This window comes from Adonisia turfae CCMR0081 (assembly GCF_011009555.1).
GTDB lineage: Bacteria > Cyanobacteriota > Cyanobacteriia > Phormidesmidales > Phormidesmidaceae > Leptothoe > Leptothoe turfae.
Window position 1 is genome coordinate 5,690,798 of sequence record NZ_QXHD01000004.1, and the last position, 21,644, is coordinate 5,712,441.

A 21,644-nucleotide genomic window follows, 5' to 3' on the forward strand; every position below is an offset into this window, starting at 1 on the left:
CGTAGGTCGGTTGGCCCTCTATTTTCGCGGTGCAGATGATCAGTTTTTTGTTACCTACTACGACACCCTGACCCAGCGCCCCCGGTTTGAGCTCAGCGACGATCAAGCCATCACTACGGTTATCTGTGCCAGTCGGTCGGTAGAAGCAGAATTTGACCGCCTCGCTATTCATCTCAGCGAAGAATCTACCCCTGACACCTGCACCGTTGAAATTGGCTTTATGGTGCTTAATGAGAATACAGGTGTGGAAGAACTACAGCCGGTGGAAACCTGGCGATCCGTCCCCCGTCAGCCACAACAGTTTGCCGATGTGCTGAATGGGTTTGCCGGTGACAGAATCTTCGTGGGTTCAGGTTCGCTTCAGGTAACAGCCGGACGTGCCGACAGTTTGATTGTGGAGGGCGGTATTCAACAGTCTTTGCCGGAGGGTGCCACCCTGATTGTGGGGGACATTCGAGTCACCCTGAGAGCAGCCGTCCCTTCCAAAACAATTGAGCTGCTGATCGACAGCAATGTAATCAATCCCCCCCAGGAGAATCGTCCTGTTTTCTATCTGCCCTACGATTACGAAGTTAATGCCACCACCACCCAGGAAAGTGCCAGTTTGCTAGACGGATCACTGCTATTGGCCGCTGTCAATACCGACGATGGAGATACGCTGCGGGTTAGTCAGTCAGTGCAACCCGCTCCCACCCTCTCGTCTCGCTGGGTTGCCGCAGCACCGGGACGTACCCTGGCCTTTAACGGCAGCACCAGCGTGGCTACTTCGGCCCAACCCGAACAGTTTGCCGTAGAAGGAGATTTAACCCTGGAAGCCTGGATTCAGCCCAATCAGGTGGATGAGCGGGCCCACGTGATCCATCACCGGTCGACCAACAGCCGCTATCTGATGGGCCTAGAATCGGCTGAATTGCAATCTGCGTTAAATCTTGATGGCACCAACGACAAAGTTAGAATTCCCAACCAAGATCATCTAAATTTTGTTGGAGAGATTACGTTGGAAGCCTGGGTAAGGACCAGTGCCAACGCCACCAACGGCATTCGTAATCTAGTGGTCCATGGCATTAGCGCCAATGCTGAGGTCTATCTACGGATTAACCAGGGCCAATATCAGGTGGGTTCATTTGATGGTACTGATCACTTTACGGCGGCTGATATTCCTGAGGGAGATGCCAATGGCCTCACCTGGGTGCATTTAGCGGGAGTGTATGATGGCACCACCTGGCGTCTCTATCGCAACGGGGAAGAAATCGCCAATACAGACGATGAGGTCGGTGCGATTCCAGTCAATGCCGACTGGGCCATTGGTGGACATCCTACTAACAATCAACGACAGTTTGACGGCGATATTGATGAAGTACGCATCTGGCAGCGAGTGAGAACCGCAGCCGATATTCGGCAGGATATGAACCGTCGGCTGGGGGGCCAAGAGCGCGGGTTAGCTGGCTACTGGCACTTTGATGGCGCTGCTGCCATTGACTTCTCTCGCCATGAAAATCACGGCACTATTCTGGGTGAGCCTGCTCAAACATCGTCACCAATTCCAGGGTATCGCCTGGTTACCGGCACTGGGAATCAGGTGGTCCAGGTTAATCAGGTCGTCCCTGGCGGTAACTGGACCCATTGGGCCACAGTCTACAATCAGTCCTACGGTCTGGAATTTAGCGGTAATTCCGACTCTTTTCTAGACTGTAGTAACAATTCCACGTTAGACCTGACCCAAGATTTAACGTTAGAGACATTTGTACAGCTAGATAACCTGAACCAGCCCTACAGCCTGATCACTAAGGGCAGGCTCGATGGTGTAACTGAAGATGAGGCGGTTCCCTATACGTTTTATGTGAATACTCAGGGCCGACTGATCTTTGTATTTGAGGATTCTGGGCAAATCAAACATGCGTTTTTCTCAAACGAAACTGTTAGGGCAAACCAGTTTTATCGGTTAGCGGTCACTCGCCAACGACAGACGACAACAGAGGAAGGAGAAGATGACGCTGGCTTGCCGACTGTGGATGTTAATACTCAATACGATGTCACCTTTTACATTGATGGTCGAGTTGTGGGCAGTCACAGCTATCGCAGTGGCAGCAGTCAGCCCCGTGACATTGGTTCCAACAGCCAGTCAACAGAAATTGGCTCCGGATATTTCTTTGATACCAATCGATTTCGCCAGCTGACCGTCAACTCCGACAATGAGCCAGGGCTGCCGGACGATGATAACGATACCTTGCTGTTGGAAGAGCGTGATAAATTAAGGCGTGCAGCACGGTTGCTCGGTCTTCCCGATAACATTCCTACTAATCCCAATGCTGGTAGTATTCAGCGGATACGACAGCTAGCTGCGACCGGGTTTTCTGTATTTCCCATGGCCGGTCGCATCAGTGAGATACGAATTTGGAATGTCGCCCGCGCTGGGGATAACGTGGGGGTCACGATTCAGGGTAATGAATCCGGTTTGGTTTCCTGGTGGCGTTTAGAAGAAAACGATGGCAACGTAGCGTTTGACGCTAGAAGCAACAACCATGCCCAACTGCGGGGACAGCTTGACTGGGTGGCTAACCCAGACCCCTTGGGCTCCACCCTAATTGTCTACCGTGATGGCGTGAGTGTAGAGACAACCCCTGTTGACCAATCTAACTGGGTGAGCTTAGAAACTCAATTTACCCTGGGGGCAAGTCGTCGCAGTGGCCTAAGGGACTTCTTCCAAGGAGAGATGGAAGAGGTGCGAATCTGGCGACAGGTGAGAACGGTTGAACAGATTCAGGATAATCTGTTCCGTCGGCTACAGGGCGATCGCGAACGGTTGGTGGCCTACTACACATTTGACCCTGAGCGGGGTGAAACGGCCCAATCGCTACAGCTGTCGGATCGCTCACTACAGGCCAATACCTTAGCGGTTAGCAACAGCACCTATGTGCTGTCAACCGCCCCCATCAGTGATGAGACACCCCAGGTACGTAGCGCCTTAGCAGGTATTCGCACCACCTTCCATGGCACCATTCAAAGTCAGCCGGGCATTGCTGAATATGGCGATCTACAGTTCGACGCCGACAACAATCAAATTGGTGTCTTTAAGCGGACTTACACCACCATTCGCAATCATGAATGGCAGCTGATTACTGGCTTTGCGGTGGGCGATCTGATTACGGAATGGATTGGCCAGGTGCAGTTTGATCCCCAGCTGATTGGCTACATTGAGGGAGCGCCCCCTGTCCCCAGTGAAAACCTGACCAGCACTGGCACTGTCTTGGGAGAGTTTGCTGACTATAACAGCGCCACCGCCGTCGAGATTACGGATGTGGATAGCACAATCTTCACCTATGCAGCCTCTAAGGATCGGGGCTTTGATACAGAAATTGAAACCTCCGCATCCTTTGGTTCTATCTCTCAGTCGCAGGCGGGTACACCCTTTTTCCTCTCTAGTGTTGAGAATACACGGGTTTTAGTGGGGGTGCGGGCCAAGTTTGAAAACTCCCTAAGCTGGCTGGAAAGTGCAACCACGGGCAGTGGTCGTACCACCGGTCGCATCAGTCGTTTAGAGCTGCGGGGCCGGGTGGAAAATGTGGATGAGGTGGCCCACAGTATCGGTCGTCGGTTTGTGCCAGAGAATGTAGGGTTTGCCCTGGTGCAGTCAGAAACTGCGGATGTGTTTGCCCTGCGGCTGCAGCATAACAACGCCCTGGTCTCTCTCCAGATGCGTCCCAATCCCGATATTCCACCGGATCGCAACATTATTACCTTCCCGATTAACCCCACTTACACTAAGCAGGGAACCTTGGATGGAAAAGTCGGGTTAGAGGCCGACACCCACTATCCTAATGCCCTCACCTATAGCTCAGACAGCAGCTATTTCAAACCAATTGAGGCCTATAATCTGCGCGATCGCATCCAGCGCGAAGAAGAACAAATTGCCGCATTTTATCAGCAGTATGATGCCGGAGCTATTGGTCGTCGTCAAAATGCCCTCAACTTTACCAGTGGTGACCTGGCCACCGGACGCACAGTAGAGCAACTGCCGCGTGTGCAAAAACGTAATATCGTCAATAACTATGTCTGGACCGCTGATGGTGGCACCTTTGTTGAATCCCAGGAGACTTTAGACATTGTTCAAGAAACCACAGGAGGAGACTATTCTTTCCGGGGTCTGGCCGGTGTCGATGTTTCAGCAGCGTTTGCCATCAGTAAAGTAGCCACTCGATTTACCCTCCAGGCTCTATTTGGTGGACATCTAAATCTCACGGTTACCAAATCCCAAGAAACGGAATCCACCTTTGCCCTGGATGTCAACTTAGACGGTGTGGAGGGCGATCTGTTCTTGCGGGATGAAACGGGCCGAATTATTACCGAAAATGATGACCCCTTTAATCCCAATCGCCCGGTGCGGCAGGCTGGTAAAGTGGATGCCTATCGCTTCTTGTCGTTTTACCTGGAACCCAGCAGCAACAACTTTGACACCTTCTTTAACCAGGTGGTAGACCCCATCTGGCTAGAGCAAAGCAACGATGCCAATGCGGCAGCCCTGCGGCAGGCCAGCCAACAGACCGAACAGCCCCCCTGCTGGCGAATGATGCACCGCATTATCTATATCAGTCGCATTTTGCCCCGCTTTAGTGACCCCAATATGCCACCCCTAGAGCAGGCGCTGCCCACCCTCAACATTGACAGTAACTATGAGCTAATTCGTCGGTTAGAACCCTATGTGATTGACCAGATCAATAACTTCCCCGCTTTTGTGCGGGCGGTGCGCACGGCGGTGGCCACCTACTTCCCAGACCTGCAGCCACACACCGATGCCATTGTGCAGTTTATGCAGCTTTACTATGGCATTACTGAAGAAGACAGCATTATCCCCAGCGGTGAGCTGCCGGAACTGCCGGATGGGCGGGCTCCCAACCGGGCTCCGGTGGTGGATGCCGGGGTAAATCAGGTGATTGCCCTAAGTGAGACGGTGGAACTGCAGGGTGCGATCGCAGATGATCGTTTAGACAACAGTGCCCTTTTTGTCACCTGGACCCAGATTGATGGCCCTGGCAACGTTCAATTTGACGATATCCACGCCATTAATACCACTGCCCAATTTAGCCAGCGTGGCTTCTATCGACTGCGCTTAACCGCCAGCGACGGTCTACTGACCTCCAGTGACGATCTCACCGTTTTGGTAAATGAAGCGCCCGTGCTAAACGTCGGCGATGATCTGGAGGTTGGCCCCGGCGGTTCGGTGGAGCTGCTGGGCGAACTCCTCAGCGATGGTCTGGGCGATCCAGCACAAGGAGAAGTACGCGTCCAGTGGACCCTGGAAAACGGACCGGGGCCAGTCACCTTTAGCAACCCCCAAGCACTACGCACCACCGCCAGCTTTGAGCGCAGCGGCAGCTACATGCTCCGGCTGACCGCTGATAACAGTTCCCTTTCCTCCAGTGCTGACATTACAGTTTCAGTGGCGGAGAGAGTGTCGCAACAGCTGCAGGTGCTTTACACCTTTGATGAAGGTGTAGGTACCCAGGTAAGAGATGTTCAAATCGAGGCTGACCCCCTCAATCTCACCATTGCCACCCCCACCGCGGTCACTTGGGGTACCGGTTCACTGCAGCTACAGGCCCCCAGCCAGCTTCAGGCAACTGATACCCGTCGTTTAGTAGCCGCTATGCAAGCCAGTCAGGCCCTCACCCTAGAAGCCTGGATTACCCCTGCTGTGGAAAACCATACCGGTCTCGCTCGCATATTCACCCTGTCCAACGGAGCCACTGAACGCAACGTTATCCTGGGACAAACCGGCAATCGCATCCATGTTGGCATACGCACCAGCACCACCAATGCCAACGCTAGCGATAAGGCCCTGGCAGGCGGTGTGGTCACTACGGATGCTCCCATGCATGTGGTCTGCACCCGTGAGCTATCGGGTCTCACCCAGCTGTATATCAATGGTGAACAAGTTGCCAGCCGACAAATTGATGGAGACTTTTCCACCTGGGCCTCCGACTTTGCCCTGAGCTTGGGAAGTGAACAGGGAGAACTGCAGGATAATCGCAGCTGGCTGGGTCGCTTCCACTTAGTAGCACTCTACAGCCGTGCCCTCAGTGCGATAGACGTACAACAAAACTACCAATTTGGTGCAGATACCAATCTCACACCGATTGTGTTTGCAGGGCGAGACCAGGTGATCAATATCCCAGAGGATGCGCAGCTTCAGGGGACCGTATTTGATGAGCGACTGCTACCGGAAGAACTGACGGTGCAATGGTCGCAGCTATCAGGGCCAACGGGGGTGATTTTTGCCAACCCCAACGTCCTCAACACTGCGGTTACCTTTGAACGCAATGGCCGCTATGAGTTGCAAATAACAGCAACGGAACCGGTCACCGATGGAGACACTATCTCCAATGAATTTGTTCTGGCCGCCAGTGATGAAATTACCGTTATTGTGAACCAGGCCCCCGAGATTAATGCCGGTAGTCTGCCACCGGTTAATCTCTCTGATCAGGGGTCTGCCACCGTTGAATTGACTGGACAAATCCTCAATGACGGTCTCGGTGCGCCCCAACAAGGGCAAGTCTCCATTGATTGGGAGCAGGTGAGTGGGCCAGCTCCCGTGAGCTTTAGCAGTTCTACGAGCCTGACACCCACAATTACCGTGACTCAGCTGGGAGAGTATGTGCTGCGGCTATCGGTTAATAACGGTCATTTCACCACCCAGGCAGAGACCACGTTTTATGCAAACCAAGCGCCCAACATGACGGTTACCACAGAACCGCTGGTGACTCTGCCAGCAGCAGCTATCCTGACGGGCACAGTTCTCTCCACCGGACTGGGTAACCCTGAAGAAACTGTTATCGCGACCTGGAGTCAGCTGAGTGGCCCTGGCACCATGACCTTTGCCAATGTCAATGCCCTGGAAACCACTGCCACATTCTCCGTTGGCGGCAACTATGGGGCACGGCTCACGGTGGATAACGGCCATTTCTCTCGTAATGTTGATGTCATAATTGTGGCCAACGAAGCACCTTTAGTGGATGCAGGCCCCGATCAAACAGTTACGGGGTCCGCCACTGTGGAATTAGATGGCACCATTAGCGACGATGGTCTTCCTGTTATTCCTGGCCGTGTTGCTCTTCAATGGACCACAGTGAGCGGTCCAGGAGAGGTCACATTTGCCGATGCTGCGGCTGACTTTACCACGGCTCGATTCTCTAAGACTGGCACCTATGTGCTCCGGCTCACCGCAGATGACGGCGCTGTTGCGGTGAGTGATGACGTGACCATCATTGTTAACCAGGCACCTTTGGTGGATGCAGGCCCAGACCAGCTGATTACGCTGCCCATTACGGTTCAGCCCGATGGCACGGTACAAAATGGTATTCCGGCCACGGTCGAACTGAATGGTGTTGTTGCCGATGATGGTCAGCCACTATTGACACCAACTACAGTGTGGCGTCAGCTGAGTGGCCCCCAGCCTGTGACATTTGCCGATGAGAATGTTAGCCGTACCACGGCAACCGTACCAGCCTCAGGCCGCTATGTGTTGCAATTAACAGCCAATGACGGGGCTGTTGCTGTTAGCGATGAAATCAATCTTTTGGTGACGCCAAGGATCACCGCAGGCTTGCAGTCTTTGTATACCTTTGAGGAGGGTACGGGCAATGTTGTTCAAGATATCTCCACGGTGGGAGAGCCGTTGAATCTTGTTGCAGCGGACCAGCCAATTCAGTGGTTGGAGAATGGGCCAGGAATTGCGATCGCACAGCCCACTCTTCTCACCACAGAAACTCCGGCAACAAAGTTGGTGACCGCCACTAGGTCCACCAACGAACTCACCATTGAAGCCTGGCTCGAACCTACCCAAGTGACGCCTGGTGAGGGAATACCGGCTCGTATTGTCACTGTCTCAGAAGATGCATCCAACCGTAATTTCACCCTAGGACAAAATGATAATGGGTATGTAGTCAGGCTGCGGACAAACACCTCTGACGAGAACGGTACAGATCAACCTCTGGCAGGGGGCACCATCACCCCAGGCCAAACCATCCATGTGGTTTATACCACGAGTACCACAGGGGAGGCCATTCTCTATCTCAATGGCAGTGAAGTCAGTCGCCAACAGATTCCCGAAAACTTTGCTGCCAGCTGGGATAATAGCTTCCGCTTTGCCCTAGGTGATGAACTCTCAGGAGCACGCGCCTGGTTAGGCAAAATTCATCTGGTAGCCATCTATAACCGAGCCCTAAGCCAGACTGAAGTGCGACAAAACTTTGCCATTAGATTCTAGGAAATCTCCGCCTTAGGAGGGCCGTAGCGTACTGTTCTGACATCAGAACAGTACGCGCTTTATCTTGCAATGTAACTTTTTTCTATGAATTTAGAAAATTCTTCCTGTTAGAATTTGTCCAAGGGGGAAGTGATAAAGAATATTCAGAACCATAGAGTTAACTTGTTAAGTATGCTGCCTGTACGTATAAGATCCTTCTCTTTACTTAGCGTAATGTTAGGACTATTATTGGTGGGCTGTGGTTCGGTCAAATCAACGACTGATTCAACCGAAAGTGCATCAGTAAGTACTTCAAGTGCTTCTGAGTTAACGGCTAATGAAGTCCTTATTCTGGGTGATATCTCTAAAAAACCCACTCAAAAAATAGAACGATACCAGCCCCTGGCTAATTATTTAGCAAATCGTTTAGAAGACGTCGGTATTAAAAAAGCAACTGTCAAAATTGCCCCTGACCTGGAAACGATGGAAACCTGGATAGAATCTGGTGAGGTGGACCTTTACTTCGATAGTCCTTACCCCGTCATAGTCGTTAGCACCAAGACAGGCGCTACTCCCATCCTGCGGCGTTGGAAAAAGGGTGTTGCTGAATATAACAGCATTATTTTCACCCGTAATGACAGCGATATCGAAACCATAGCAGATTTGCAAGGGAAGCAAATCGCATTAGAAAGCAATATCTCCACATCAGGTTATATGTTGCCGCTGGCATATCTCAAAGAAGCAGGTCTGATCCTAGTTGAGCAGTCGCTAGATATTGAAGAATCGCTAGACAATAAAAGCCTTCAAGTTAATGAAGTTGGATTCATTTTTAGTGGAGATGAGGACAATACCGTTGAACTGATCCTCACGGATAAAGTCGATGCTGGTGCAGTTGATAGTGGTACGTTTGCTGAACTGCCAGACGATGTCAAGTCCTCTATGAAAGTCATTTTAGAGACTGAGTTTGTTGCTCGACATATTGTACTAGCAAGCCCCAGACTACCAACTGAGCAAATAAATGCCATAGAGGCTCTTTTACTGGATATGGATAAATCGCCAGAAGGTGAAACAACATTAGAAAGCTTTGAAGATACTGTCAAATTTGATGATTTTCCCGTGGAACAATCCATAGAACGCTTAAAGGAGCTCTATGATCTAACATTCTAACAAAGACTGCTTCAGTACAAGCGTTTCAATACATGTGGAGATTCATCGGGTTGCACAACCAAAATGGTTCGCTTACCAACAAACTTACACTCACTATGAGTTGTTTGGCTGTGGGGGGAGTGCTGACTGTGGGGAGCTCTGCATTGTTACGTGAACGTATCAGCTTTCGCAAAGATCTAGAACAACAGGCTGAACTGCTTCTGGATACATTATCAGCAGCTAACAGTGATGCTCTTTATTTTAATAAATTTGATGAAGCTGGAGAGATCATCAATAACCTTGACAAGAACTCTCAAAGTAAGCGATTAATAATTTCTGCTCGACTCTACCAAAAGGATGGACGTGTCATCTCAGATACCTTTACCGAAGACTATAAAGTCCTGAGTCTCCAGCCAGATCCCTTAGGACAGAAGATTCTTGCTAGTCAACAACTGGTTTTAGATTGGCAGGATGAGAAATTAATTGCTGGTAAACCCATTTTGGTTGGGGAAGACGTTGTTGGTGCAGTCAGCATTGGTTTTTCGACTAAACCACTACAAACAGAACTGCGTCAGACTTTATTAGAAGGACTGATGGCAGCTGTCATCATTGCTATTATCAGCATCCTATTAGCCCGTTTGCTGAGCCGTTCGATTACCAAGCCTATCCAACAGCTGACTACAGCTACGAAACAGATATCTACAGGGGAATGGGGACAAACCATTAACCTCCAAACCAATGATGAGCTAACGACACTGTCGAATGCGTTTAATCACATGAGTGGCCAACTCCATAATGTGGTTGAATCACTGAAATTGCAAACCAATGAATTAGAAAACAGTAGACAGATGGCTCAAACCAGAGCTAATGAATTAGAGCAAACCCTAGGAGAACTTCGTAAGACTCAAGAGAAACTTATTCAACAGGAGAAAATGTCTAGTTTGGGTCAGATGGTGGCGGGTGTGGCTCATGAAATCAATAATCCAGTCACCTTTATTCAGGGTAATGTAGAGCCTGCGCAAGAGTATGTAGCAGATCTGTTAAACTTAATTGAGCTTTATCAGAAACATTATCCCAATCCCCATGCAGAGATCTTAGCTGAAGAAGACGCCATTGATCTACCTTTCCTAAAAGAAGATATCTCAAAATTACTCTTCTCGATGAGCATGGGGTCTGAGCGCATTACTGCAATTGTTAATTCTCTCAAAACGTTCTCACGGTTGGATGAAGCTCTTTGTAAAGCGGTTGATTTACATGTGTGCCTTGATAGCACATTAGTTATCTTAGATCATCGCCTTAAGGGTCAAGGTCACCGCCCTACAGTTGAGGTCATAAAGGACTATGGCACGTTGTCTGCAATTGAATGCTTTGCAGGACAGCTCAACCAGGTATTTATGAATCTCATTGCCAATGCCATTGATGCGTTTGAAGAACCTGACCCAGCGTTAGAATTGAACTCTGAGAAAACAAGTCAGCGACAGATTTATATCTGCACTTCGATGACCGATAACGATCATGTTCTAATTCAAATTCGAGATAATGCTGGGGGCATGTCTGTAGAGGTACAGTCACGCATTTTTGATCCGTTTTACACGACTAAACCCGTTGGCAAAGGCACCGGCTTAGGGTTAGCCATTAGCTATCAAATCATCACAGAGTTACATGGAGGGCAGCTCACATGCGAGTCTATCCCTGGGCAGGGCACAGAGTTCTTAATCGAAATTCCCAGTAGTCAACCATTGGCAACCTAAGTGTCATCCGTTTCACACTGAGGTGTCAAAAGGCTATCTTAACGGGGTAGCTTCATTTTGGTTGATTTTTATAGGAGTGTTCAACTCTGCTAATTAATTTTTCAGCCATCATGATGGCATTCGAGAGAAGAATTTGCTCTTGCTGTCCCCTGGCTTCTTCCTCACTAACCATGGTGTAAATGTGAGGATTAGCCAGCATACCTGCCAATAGATGGCTAGCAATGGTTTTGAGCTCTTTTTCCTGGGTCGTCATGGTCACTCCTTCCCTAAACGTGGTCTACTTTAACTGTCGTTTCCTTCTGTGGTTACAACTGATTGTATGTATTACAACCGATTGTATGTAAATGATGTGAAGATTTTATGGGGGAATGCAGCACTAGTACCCGATGGCAGAAATTTGACAGTAATTGCATCCCCCCATCCACCCATCCACATTTGATCGTGGCAACTTACACCACAGAGTACTAGTCTAGCCTCACAGGATCCTCAACTTGTCTGTGTACCTTGAAGATTGGAAGGTCTCAGGGGCTATAGAAAAAGCTGTTCGGGTGAAGGTGGATGAACGATGACTGTAAAGGCCAACGATAATATTTATCCACTCTACAAGCGTGAAGCGCCTGAAGAATGGCAGGTGACTAACGGCATGACCAAGCGCGAGCATTTCGCCATTATGATTATGCAGGGATTAATTGCCCACCATGGCTATGGAGAAAGTCATTTTGCCAGAGGGCAGGAGATTGCTCGATGGTCTGTGCACCTGGCTGATGCCCTGATTGATGAACTCAATCGGCACAATCAGTCTGATGAAAGCAACCTGTCTTCTACCCACCAAAATTAAACTATTGATCTTTTGTAGGGAATGCTGCACCAGGGTTTTATGGGAGGATACGTTTTTTTAGCCTATGCTAGGGGTGGTTAAGAGGTGCTGCTATGGATGATCGGGCTATCAAAATTTTCAGCCTAAATACCAGTCGGGAATTTGGGAAGAGGGTTGCAGCTCATCTGGGCCTTGTCCTGAGTCATCATGAAGAGAGAGACTTTGAAGACGGTGAACATAAGACGCGTTCATTAGTTAATGTGCGAGGTCAGGATGTGTATGTGATCCAGTCTCTCTATGGTGAACCTGGAATCAGCGTCAATGATAAACTCTGTCGACTGCTGTTTTTTATGGGTGCCTTGAGGGATGCCTCAGCTGAACGTGTGACTGCAATTGTTCCTTATCTTTGCTATGCCCGTAAAGACCGCCGGACAAAGTCTCGGGACCCGGTAACGACCCGATATATTGCTCAATTGTTAGAGTCAATTGGTTGCGATCGCATCGTTACCCTTGATGTCCATAACCTGGCAGCCTTTCAAAATGCTTTTCGCTGTCCTGCCGAGCATTTAGAGGCAAAAAACACATTTGTACATCACTTTGCGTCCCTACTTGACGAGCGTGACATAGTGGTTGTGTCTCCAGATTTTGGTGGCGCTAAACGGGCCGAAGCATTTCGTAAACAACTTAGCCAGAAGCTTCAGCGTGATATCTCCATTGCCTTTGCCGAAAAACATCGCAGCTCGGGTGTTGTGTCTGGCAGTATGTTGGTTGGCGAGATTCAAGGCCGTACGGCCATCATCATTGACGACCTCATCAGCAGCGGTACCACCCTGGCTCGCACGGCAAAAGCTTGTCATAGTCAAGGTGCTGTAGCCGTTTATGCCGCTGCTACCCATGGTGTCTTTGCCAAGGAATCCAACCATATTTTGGCGATTCCCGACCTTGAGAACATCATTATCACCGATACTGTTCCATCGTTCCGGTTGACGGCCAGTGAGGTGACGGCCAAGCTTACGGTTTTAGATACAACACCGCTGTTTGCTGAAACCATTCGTCGACTCCATAGCGGTGGCTCATTGGTGGCCCTTTTAGACTCCCCATAAAGGGCTAAATCAATGGGATAACTCAATACTTTAGTATGAAAAATCACCCTAGATGCGTCATTAAACTGAGCCGGATTTTGGGCATAAATGTTTGAATGGCTTACTAGGCGATGATACCTAGGAAAAATGAACCAGATATATATTTCCTATGCGTGGAAAGATAATAAAACCGAGCAGGGACGTCAGCGAGAGGCGTTAGTCGATCGGATTTGCGCCGTACTACTGGCCAGACGGTATAACTTGATTCGAGATCGCAACCACCTCACCCTGGGCCAAAGCATTGAAAAGTTTATGCGGGAAATTGGTCGTGGTAACTATGTGATCCTGGTCATTAGCGATAAATACCTGCGCTCTGAGTATTGTATGTTTGAAGCGCTGGAGATAATGAAACGTAAGAACGACCAGCAGAGGGTTTTCCCCGTTGTTTTATCGGATGCTAATATCTATAGCCGTGAAGGACAGGTGGACTATATTCAACATTGGCAAACGAAAAAAGAGCAGCTATCGGCCCTGATGGGTCCTAATCCGTCCGATGAATATTCTGCCATGGTTGATGTGGCGAATAAAATTGCCGAGATTGCCACTCATGTAGATGACTTTATCCAGTTTGTTAGAGATAAACTGAGCATCGACCCTGCTAAGAACTTTGATCAGTTTATTGATCACCTCATTGGCAATATTAAAGAAGATTCTCAACAGCTGAGAAGCACAAAATCTATCTTGGTGGCAGGCACAGGTAAATTTCATCTTCCTGCTGAGATTAACTGGTGTGCCCAAAAGCTAGGTAAGAAAATCGCAGAACACACCTACCATTTAATTACAGGCGGTTGGGAAGGCGTGGACTATGTTGTTGCCGATGCATTTGCTCAACAGCTATCTCAGGATAATGTACGTTTAACGGGCAAGCTCACACAAATTGTTCCCCGAGGAAAGCAGCCTGTGTTTAAGGGGGGCGCAGTGCAGTATACGGAATCTGGTGTGAATGAATGGCTGGATTGTTTACAACGGTCAGATTTGGTCATTCTGTTAGGGGGTATTGGTGGCACCTATGAGACCTATGAGTATGCCAGACAGGAACGCATTCCGGTACTTCCCATTGTGTGTACCAATGGGGATGCTAAGCGGGTATTTGATGAAATGCTGAGAAATTGGGATCGGGCGCTGATGGGGGGGATAGCGCCTGAAAAGTTTAAGTCGCTGAATCAGTACATTAATGATGCTGAAACCGCAGAAGATGTGATTGAAGATGTAATGGAAATGGTGAATGAGATTATTTTCTCCAAGACGATGTTGAGGTCCTCGTAGGGGTTTATTCTGTTAACTGCTCAGATAATGGTATTTCTAACGGCAAGATCCAATCTGCTGGCATCAACGATTGCCGTTTTTTCGACAAATCTACGGTTGGATCAATCAGTTGTTGTTTTTCTCGTCCATTAAGAGAAGCAAAGGCTTCAGCTCTCACTTCAATTGAGTCTTTATCGTCCCCACCAATATCCTCAGCAATCATATGGCTTAACTGCAAAATCATATCCGGTCGGGCCGCCATCTTACGCACTTGCCAGCGAGGCATAATATCGTATGGGTCTAAGGCGCTCACCGAATTGTCCCGCGTGTTGGTAATAATAAATTTCACATCGGCATCTTTTGAGCGTAGTTTCATATGCCAGGCAAACCGATGACCTTCTTCGGTCCAGTTCGCATCACCTGGATAGAGATAATGGCGAAATGGCAAGAGTAACTGTAGGGCCAGGTAAATGCCCAACAAAGTCAGGATCGCTATGTGCCTGGGTGTCAAGCGGGCTGGAGCAGACTGGTTGCGATCGCTAAATCTTTGTCTTACCAAACGCCGGGGCCAGTCAGGATAGAAAAAGATAGCCGTTGCCGCAATCATGAACCAGGGGAAAATGCCAATGTCAAACAGTTGGACATTCATCAAGTGAAAGGTTAATGCCAGGACAAACGCATAGAGCCGCGTGCGTCGCCATATTAAAAAGGGCACCACCAACAAATCCAACAACAGTCCCCCATAGCTCAGAAAGTAGACCATCCATTCCTGAGTAAAAAAAGAGCCAATGAGCGGAAAATCTGTGCGAGCCGCCATCCACATACGCATCGGCTCCCCTTGCAACCAATCACCGTTAATCTTGGCCAAGCCTCCATAAAAATAAGGAATCCCCACATGGATGCGTAAGAGCCACAGCGTCCAAGCCGGAACCGTTTGAGTACGGATGCCGGGTCGTCGCCAGGCATCAAAGGAAAAGGCGCGGTGGGCGGGGATAAAAATCAGGATGAAGCTGATTAAGCAGATTAAATAAAAATGGTTGAGGTAGCGCGCTTTCTCTAATAAAAAAATATAGGTAAACCCTAGAAAAAATAGCACTGCACTGACGCGATACCAGATGCCCAGGGCAATAAAGGCTGCCAGAATACCGAGACCTACAAAGTGGATATACATGCCCTGACCTGGCCAGGGGTGGAACCACTCAAAGCCAAAGTAAGGAAAATTGAGAATAGGATCGATCCAGTAGCGGGCGATCCAACCCTTGTCAAAATACCGCCACACTTCCCAGAGCATGATGCCGCCAAAGGCCATGCGAAAGTAAACCAGTATGGCAATATCCACTGGGGCAAATAGAGAACGCCAAAGCGGTTTTTGCAGATATCTTAAAAGACGTTGCGATTTAGGATTATCAACAGTGAGGGGGCTTCCCATAACTTACAGGATGTATTGAGCTCGTTACCGTTATAGCCCAATCCACCTTGGCCTAAACCAAGTGGGTTGCCATGCACATTTCATCTTTGATTGATATGAAAATAAGTCAAAGACTACTAAATCTGAGATGAATCATACGAGAAAAATTCGTTGTCAAGGACGACTTTGGGGTGGATTAACAAATCTCTGGATTGGGTCCGGATTATTACATGACTAATACGGAAAGATTTGTGAACCTGGTGCTCAATGTTTGCTGTCTGGCATAAATAAATTGGTATAGAAAATTAAAAATCTCGGCATATGTTTAAGTAATTTGCTATTGATGTCCTGTATAACGGGAATTCTCAGAACGTATGCAGGTTTTATGCTGGTTGGTAGGATATGCTGCTAGACCAGGTTCAAAAAACCGTAGCTAAAGGCTAGAAGCTAATAACTTCAGGGATGTCCCCTTTGATGGTGAGTATTGATTTAAAGAAAATAGTTCTTAAAAAGGAATACTCCCTAATTCAGGATGTGCTACAGGCTACGGCCTCTAGCGTCATTATTGAAACGGCTGATGGACAGCAGCTACTAGGCAATAGTGCCAATGGGCACAAGCGCTATCCCATTGATTTAGATGGATGCACGTTAGGGTGGGTCAAGGGTGATGAAAAGGCCCAGGCCATTGCCCACCTGATCTCTAAATTGGCCTATCGAGAATCAGAAAAACGATCGTTAGCTGACGAGTTGCTGGGGAAGTATAAGGAAATCTCCCTGCTCTTCAATCTGTCAGAAAAAATTATCGATAGTTCAGATATTCAGGAGGTGGCTTCTCTGGCACTAGAGCAGGCATGCCAACTGCTGAAATCGGACCAGGGCACCCTGATGCTAATGCAGGATGCGGAATCGCTGGAGTGCATTGCTCGGTTTGGTAAGGGGAACTTATTTCAAGAAACCATCGCTGTGGGCTGTGGCATTATTGGCACGATTGCCCAGGTTGGGCGCGGTGAGATTGTTAATAATGTGGCGTCAGACGTGCGATGCCCATCGCAGCAAACGATTGCGCTGATGTGTGTGCCGCTAAAAAGTAAGGAGTCTGTAATTGGCGCGATCGCACTTAGCAGATCGGTTACCAATCCTTACAGCGCCGAAGATCTAAAGCTATTGACCACCATGACATTTCAAGTAGCTGGTGTGATCAACGCGCTGTTACATGAGCGTCAGCTCAAAGAAAGCCGTCAGAATGATTTAATCTTTCGCCTCTCCAGTCAGATTCGAGAATCCCTGGAACTCAACATCATTTTGACCACAGCGGTGAGCGAAATTTACCGCACCCTCAATGCAGATCGCTGTTGCTTCCTTTGGGTTCAAACGCCAGCTAAATTGGCAGGCCCGCTCCATGGGTCCTGTCCGGTTTCACCCAGCATTGGTGGCTTAGAAGTGGTCACCGAATCTAGACGCAGCCAAATGCTGCCCTTGGTGGGTGAATATGCCGCTGATGCAGTGGGCAGTCTAGCCCAATGGTTGGGTCAGCAGTCCTTAGTCAAGATCAATAATGTCAGTGCCCTAGAGGATGTCCCCACCCGAACGTTTTTGCAAGCTCACGACTTTGCGTCGTTATTGGCCGTTCCTATCAAGACTCGTTCGGGTGACATTGGGGCAATTTGCTGTGGCACCAGTCAGGAGGCTAGAACCTGGAGCGACAGTGAGGTGGCTCTACTACAGGCGGTGACCAACCAATTGGCCATTGCCCTTGATCAAGCAGAACTCTATGAGCACAGCTGTCGTGCTGCCCAATTGGCCCAGGAAAAGGCTCAACAACTGGCTGCCACACTAAAAACGCTACAACAAACCCAGCTACAGCTGATCCAGAGTGAAAAAATGTCGGGTATTGGTCAAATGATGGCAGGGGTGGCCCACGAAATTAATAATCCGGTCACATTTATCTATGGAAATCTGGAGTTTGTGCAGGAATATACTCGAGACTTGGTGGAATTGGTAAAACTTTACCAGCAAGAGTATCATTCTCCCTCTGAGGGATTACAGCAGGCCATTGAGAATGTAGAGCTGCCCTTTTTGCTAAAAGACCTGCCGGAAACCCTTAATAGCATGGCCGTCGGTACCGAACGCATCCGCGATATTGTACTGTCGCTCAAGAACTTTGCCCGTTCCGATCAATCTGAGTTTAAATCCGTTGATATCCACGAGGGCCTTGACAGTACCTTACTGATTTTGCGTCATCGCCTCAAAGCCCAGGCTGATTTTCCAGGTATCGAAGTAATTAAACACTACAGCGATTTACCCTTGGTTCACTGCTACCCCAGCCAGCTCAATCAGGTTTTCATGAATCTTTTGGCCAATGCCATTGATGTCCTGGAAGTCCCACCGTATTACCACACACCGAGAATTACGATTACGACGCTGCAACTTCACCCCAACCGGATTCAAGTTCGGATTCATGATAATGGCCCGGGAATTGTTGCCAAAATTCGAAATAAGCTCTTCGATCCCTTCTTCACCACCAAGGATGTGGGTAAAGGTACGGGGCTAGGTCTTTCAATTAGCTATCAGATTATTACTGAACGCCACAAAGGTCGCTTAGTTTGTCAGTCTGAGTTAGGTCGGGGGACAACGTTTTTGCTTGAAATTCCAGTTAAACAGGATGATCTTGAAATGAACAATGCTAGAGACAACATAGATAAGCGCCGTCAATCAAGACCTTATTAAACAAGGTTTTTAGTCCTTTTTTGTTTCAGGTTCATCCGGCTGACGCTAACGCAATTTTAGGCATGCTCCATTCCTTGGGTAATAGTCATGGATAATGGCTCACAGTCATCACAGCTCTGGTTGGGACAACCAACGGCAGCATCAGGTAAACGGCACAAATTACAGCATAAGGTCACGGTATTCGCCATTGCCCTTAGTACCTTGCCTGTTGTGCTCATCGGTAGTGCCGCTTATCTGTTTGCCAGTCGCTCCATAACTCAACAAGTTATTCAAGAAAAGCACCAGCGTACGGAAGTCATGGGCGATAAATTAGATCAGTTTCTGGTCAGTCGGCTGCGTGAGGTGGAATCCTTAGCCGTTAACCCAGTGTTGACCCAAGCAACGCTGCGCAATGACTCGTCTCCCAATCAGCAACAATTACTACTCACTGAATTTGCCAATAGCCTTGACTATTTTGACAGCATTATTTTGTTTGATCTGGATGGAAATCCAGTAGCACAGGCGACTACGGGCAAACCTTTTGTTGGTAACTATGGGGATCGTGAGTATTTTCAAGCGGCTGTAAAAACTGGGCAGTCCACGATGAATGGCCCTGGGTTGTCGTCTAGTTCAGGCCTCCTCCGGGTGGAATACGCTGTTCCAGTCAACGATCTAGAAACCGGTAACTCAATCTATATTATTAGAGCCCGTGTGCCAGGGCATTATATGAGTGAACTCTTCGAGATTTTTGAAGAGCATAAACGAGTATGGCATCTCTTTAATTCCGATGGCATGATTTTTGCCAGTGCTCGACAAAATTATCTGGCCCAGACTGTTGAGAGCTACTATCCAAGTTTAATGGAGATCTTTGAGAGTAGACGGTCTCAGGCTAAAGTCTTTGCCAATAGTCAAGAAGATAACAGAAAACAACTGGTTGCCTATGCTCCCGTAAATCTTAGCAACAGTGTAAACTCTGAGTCTATTGGTGCTCTGATTACTGCTGATACGGCAATTGCGTTTGCCCCCCAATATCAGCTGCTGCGCATTTTTGCCCTAGGGACGGGGCTGACGGCTGTTCTTGTTGGGGCAATTACGACCTATGTGGCTAACCGTGTCATTCGTCCGATTCAGCATCTGACCCAGGTGGCTCAGCAGGTCACCCATGGGGGTAACTTTGCACTGAGGGCCAAGGTTAACAATCAAGATGAAATAGGATTATTAGCCAACTCTCTCAATCAGTTAATTACCTGGATAGGGCAGTATACGGAAGAGTTAGAGCGAAGTCAGGAGGGCCTGGAACAGCGGGTCAAAGAACGTACAGAACAACTTGATGCCATCATTGATAATCTTGGTGATGGGCTGTTGGTGATTGATTCAACTGGCACTATTATTCGCTGCAATCCTGTGCTGGTTCACATGTTCAATCTATATGCCAAAACCGTTACGGGATCGCCCTGTCATGAAGTTTTTCAGACGGATTTGTCTCAACTCATTGCCAAAAACCAGGCTGATCCGACCCAGTTGCTGATTACCGATGTCGAGCTGCCTAATAATGGCATTGGTCAGGCCTTGGTCACTGCTGTTGTGAGCAATAATAGTAACGTCGTTCCGGGGGGAGATTTTGATTCCATTGTTCTCATTCGTGATATTACGGCTGAGAAAGAAGTGGATCAAATGAAAACCGACTTTATTTCGACGGTTTCCCATGAGCTAAGGACACCCCTGACGTCGATTTTAGGGTTTGCCAAACTGATCCAAAAGAAACTGGAAGATACTGTATTGCCCGCTGTAAAGATTGAGACTAAAAAAACGGACCGGGCAGTGCGACAGGTCCGTGACAACCTGGGCATTATTATCTCTGAAGGGGAGCGTCTGACCTCCCTGATCAACGATGTGCTCGATATTTCCAAAATTGAGGCGGGCAAAATTGAGTGGAACATGCAGCCGTCATCTATCTCGGATCTGATTGAGCGAGCCATTTCAGCGACATCGGTGTTGGCCCAAAACAATGGCTTAGAAATTGTTCTTGATGTTGAACCCGAATTGCCAAAGGTGGTGTGCGATCGCAACCGCATCATCCAAGTATTGATCAATCTGATCTCCAATGCCATCAAATTTAGCAATGAGGGAGTTGTCACCTGTTTTGTGCGTCATCAAGATATTGAATTATCGATCAGTATCATTGATACGGGCATTGGCCTGTCCACAGATGACCTAGAGAAAGTATTTGAGAAGTTTACCCAGGTAGGTAAAGTCATGACCGATAAACCTAAAGGAACAGGATTAGGGCTACCGATCTGTCGACAAATTATTGAATACCATGGCGGTCGCATTTGGGCCGAAAGCGCCCTCGGCCAGGGGAGTACCTTTACCTTTACCCTGCCTTTGGCCGCAGATCTAGAAGCCAAGCCAACAAACATGAATCTGGAGACCCTGGTCCAGCAGCTAAAAGAAAATGTACGACAGACCGTGGCCGCCGCACCGGTCACAGACACTCCCCAGAAAACAATTTTGGTGGTTGATGATGAACCCCATATTCGGCAGCTTTTGCGCCAGGAACTAGAAGCTGTGGGCTATAAAGTCCAGATGGCTAAAGATGGCATGGATGCCCTCAATCAGGTTAAGGCATCCCCCCCAGATCTGATGGTGTTGGACATGATGATGCCGAACATTAACGGCTTTGATCTGGTGGCTATCCTCAAGCATAATCCAGCGACCATGGGTATTCCCATCATTGTGGTGTCTATTGTTCAAGATCAAGAACGGGGCTACCGTCTGGGTGTAGATCGCTATCTCAGTAAGCCCATCGACACAGAGGTGCTGCTCAAGGACATTAAAACTTTATTGGACCAGGGCACATCCAATCGTCAGGTACTCGTGGTGGATATAGATACATCGATGGCCAAGACCCTGACGGATGTTTTACTGTCGAAGGGCTATACCGTTACTGAATCGACCACTGGTAAGGACGGTATTGAAAAAGCCCTTTCCCTGAAGCCCGAGATGATCATTGTCGATTCGGCCATTTCCATGGAACATGAGGTGGTCAACACCTTACAATTTGACAATGGCTTAGAGAATATCTTTCTCATTATGGTAGAAAATTCTCAAGTTATATCACCACCGGATTCAGCTAATTCTGCATGATGTCAGCTGTTTGATGGTCGACCTTTTTCCCACTAATCCA

The 21,644-nt window shown here is 48.5% G+C and carries 10 protein-coding genes; 8 read left to right on the forward strand and 2 right to left on the reverse strand.

The window, feature by feature from the left end; genetic code table 11:
- The first annotated feature begins 10 nt into the window (after window positions 1–10).
- The 3 genes from DXZ20_RS28225 to DXZ20_RS28235 all read left to right on the forward strand — a co-directional run bounded on the left by DXZ20_RS28225 (window position 11) and on the right by DXZ20_RS28235 (window position 11,139).
- Complete coding sequence (locus DXZ20_RS28225) at window positions 11–8,263, forward strand: LamG-like jellyroll fold domain-containing protein (protein WP_163702452.1); 8,253 nt, start codon at window positions 11–13, stop codon at window positions 8,261–8,263.
- Window positions 8,264–8,476: 213 nt separating this feature from the next.
- A complete protein-coding gene (locus tag DXZ20_RS28230) occupies window positions 8,477–9,409 on the forward strand; it encodes a phosphate/phosphite/phosphonate ABC transporter substrate-binding protein (RefSeq protein ID WP_163702454.1) in 933 nt (310 codons plus the stop codon).
- A 95-nt stretch (window positions 9,410–9,504) separates the two neighbouring features.
- On the forward strand, window positions 9,505–11,139 hold the full coding sequence (locus DXZ20_RS28235) for an ATP-binding protein (RefSeq protein ID WP_250565951.1): 1,635 nt from the start codon (window positions 9,505–9,507) through the stop codon (window positions 11,137–11,139).
- Window positions 11,140–11,191: 52 nt separating this feature from the next.
- On the opposite strand, the gene DXZ20_RS28240 is transcribed toward DXZ20_RS28235, so the two are convergent.
- A complete protein-coding gene (locus DXZ20_RS28240; RefSeq protein WP_163662953.1) occupies window positions 11,192–11,392 on the reverse strand; it encodes a hypothetical protein in 201 nt (66 codons plus the stop codon).
- 312 nt (window positions 11,393–11,704) lie between these two features.
- On the opposite strand from DXZ20_RS28240, the gene DXZ20_RS28245 reads away from it, so the two are divergent.
- The 3 genes from DXZ20_RS28245 to DXZ20_RS28255 all read left to right on the forward strand — a co-directional run bounded on the left by DXZ20_RS28245 (window position 11,705) and on the right by DXZ20_RS28255 (window position 14,364).
- Window positions 11,705–11,977 carry a hypothetical protein gene (locus tag DXZ20_RS28245; protein WP_163702459.1) on the forward strand — a complete coding sequence of 91 codons (273 nt, stop codon included), beginning with the start codon at window positions 11,705–11,707 and terminating at the stop codon, window positions 11,975–11,977.
- Between the two features lie 92 nt (window positions 11,978–12,069).
- Window positions 12,070–13,059, forward strand: a complete 990-nt coding sequence (locus tag DXZ20_RS28250; RefSeq protein WP_163662960.1) for a ribose-phosphate diphosphokinase — start codon at window positions 12,070–12,072, stop codon at window positions 13,057–13,059.
- A gap of 126 nt (window positions 13,060–13,185) precedes the next feature.
- The gene (locus tag DXZ20_RS28255; protein WP_163662963.1) at window positions 13,186–14,364 is read left to right on the forward strand and encodes a TIR domain-containing protein; all 1,179 of its coding nucleotides are present in this window, start codon (window positions 13,186–13,188) and stop codon (window positions 14,362–14,364) included.
- 4 nt (window positions 14,365–14,368) lie between these two features.
- Here the strand turns inward: DXZ20_RS28255 and DXZ20_RS28260 are convergent, their stop codons facing one another.
- Window positions 14,369–15,772, reverse strand: a complete 1,404-nt coding sequence (locus DXZ20_RS28260) for an HTTM domain-containing protein (RefSeq protein ID WP_163662966.1) — start codon at window positions 15,770–15,772, stop codon at window positions 14,369–14,371.
- Window positions 15,773–16,225: 453 nt separating this feature from the next.
- Between DXZ20_RS28260 and DXZ20_RS28265 the strand changes: the two genes are divergently transcribed.
- Together DXZ20_RS28265 and DXZ20_RS28270 are read left to right on the forward strand one after the other, a co-directional pair.
- Complete coding sequence (locus DXZ20_RS28265; RefSeq protein ID WP_163702461.1) at window positions 16,226–18,478, forward strand: GAF domain-containing sensor histidine kinase; 2,253 nt, start codon at window positions 16,226–16,228, stop codon at window positions 18,476–18,478.
- An 87-nt stretch (window positions 18,479–18,565) separates the two neighbouring features.
- Window positions 18,566–21,604 carry a response regulator gene (locus DXZ20_RS28270; protein ID WP_163702462.1) on the forward strand — a complete coding sequence of 1,013 codons (3,039 nt, stop codon included), beginning with the start codon at window positions 18,566–18,568 and terminating at the stop codon, window positions 21,602–21,604.
- Window positions 21,605–21,644: the final 40 nt, after the last annotated feature.

What these genes read in the sequence shown, in the direction of transcription:
- DXZ20_RS28265 (WP_163702461.1), top strand. Translation starts at nt 16,226, where the DNA reads ATGGTGAGTATTGATTTAAAGAAAATAGTTCTTAAAAAGGAATACTCC.
- DXZ20_RS28245 (WP_163702459.1), top strand. Translation starts at nt 11,705, where the DNA reads ATGACTGTAAAGGCCAACGATAATATTTATCCACTCTACAAGCGTGAA.
- DXZ20_RS28240 (WP_163662953.1), bottom strand. Translation starts at nt 11,392, where the DNA reads ATGACGACCCAGGAAAAAGAGCTCAAAACCATTGCTAGCCATCTATTG.
- DXZ20_RS28270 (WP_163702462.1), top strand. Translation starts at nt 18,566, where the DNA reads ATGGATAATGGCTCACAGTCATCACAGCTCTGGTTGGGACAACCAACG.
- DXZ20_RS28230 (WP_163702454.1), top strand. Translation starts at nt 8,477, where the DNA reads ATGTTAGGACTATTATTGGTGGGCTGTGGTTCGGTCAAATCAACGACT.
- DXZ20_RS28255 (WP_163662963.1), top strand. Translation starts at nt 13,186, where the DNA reads ATGAACCAGATATATATTTCCTATGCGTGGAAAGATAATAAAACCGAG.
- DXZ20_RS28260 (WP_163662966.1), bottom strand. Translation starts at nt 15,772, where the DNA reads ATGGGAAGCCCCCTCACTGTTGATAATCCTAAATCGCAACGTCTTTTA.
- DXZ20_RS28250 (WP_163662960.1), top strand. Translation starts at nt 12,070, where the DNA reads ATGGATGATCGGGCTATCAAAATTTTCAGCCTAAATACCAGTCGGGAA.
- DXZ20_RS28235 (WP_250565951.1), top strand. Translation starts at nt 9,505, where the DNA reads ATGAGTTGTTTGGCTGTGGGGGGAGTGCTGACTGTGGGGAGCTCTGCA.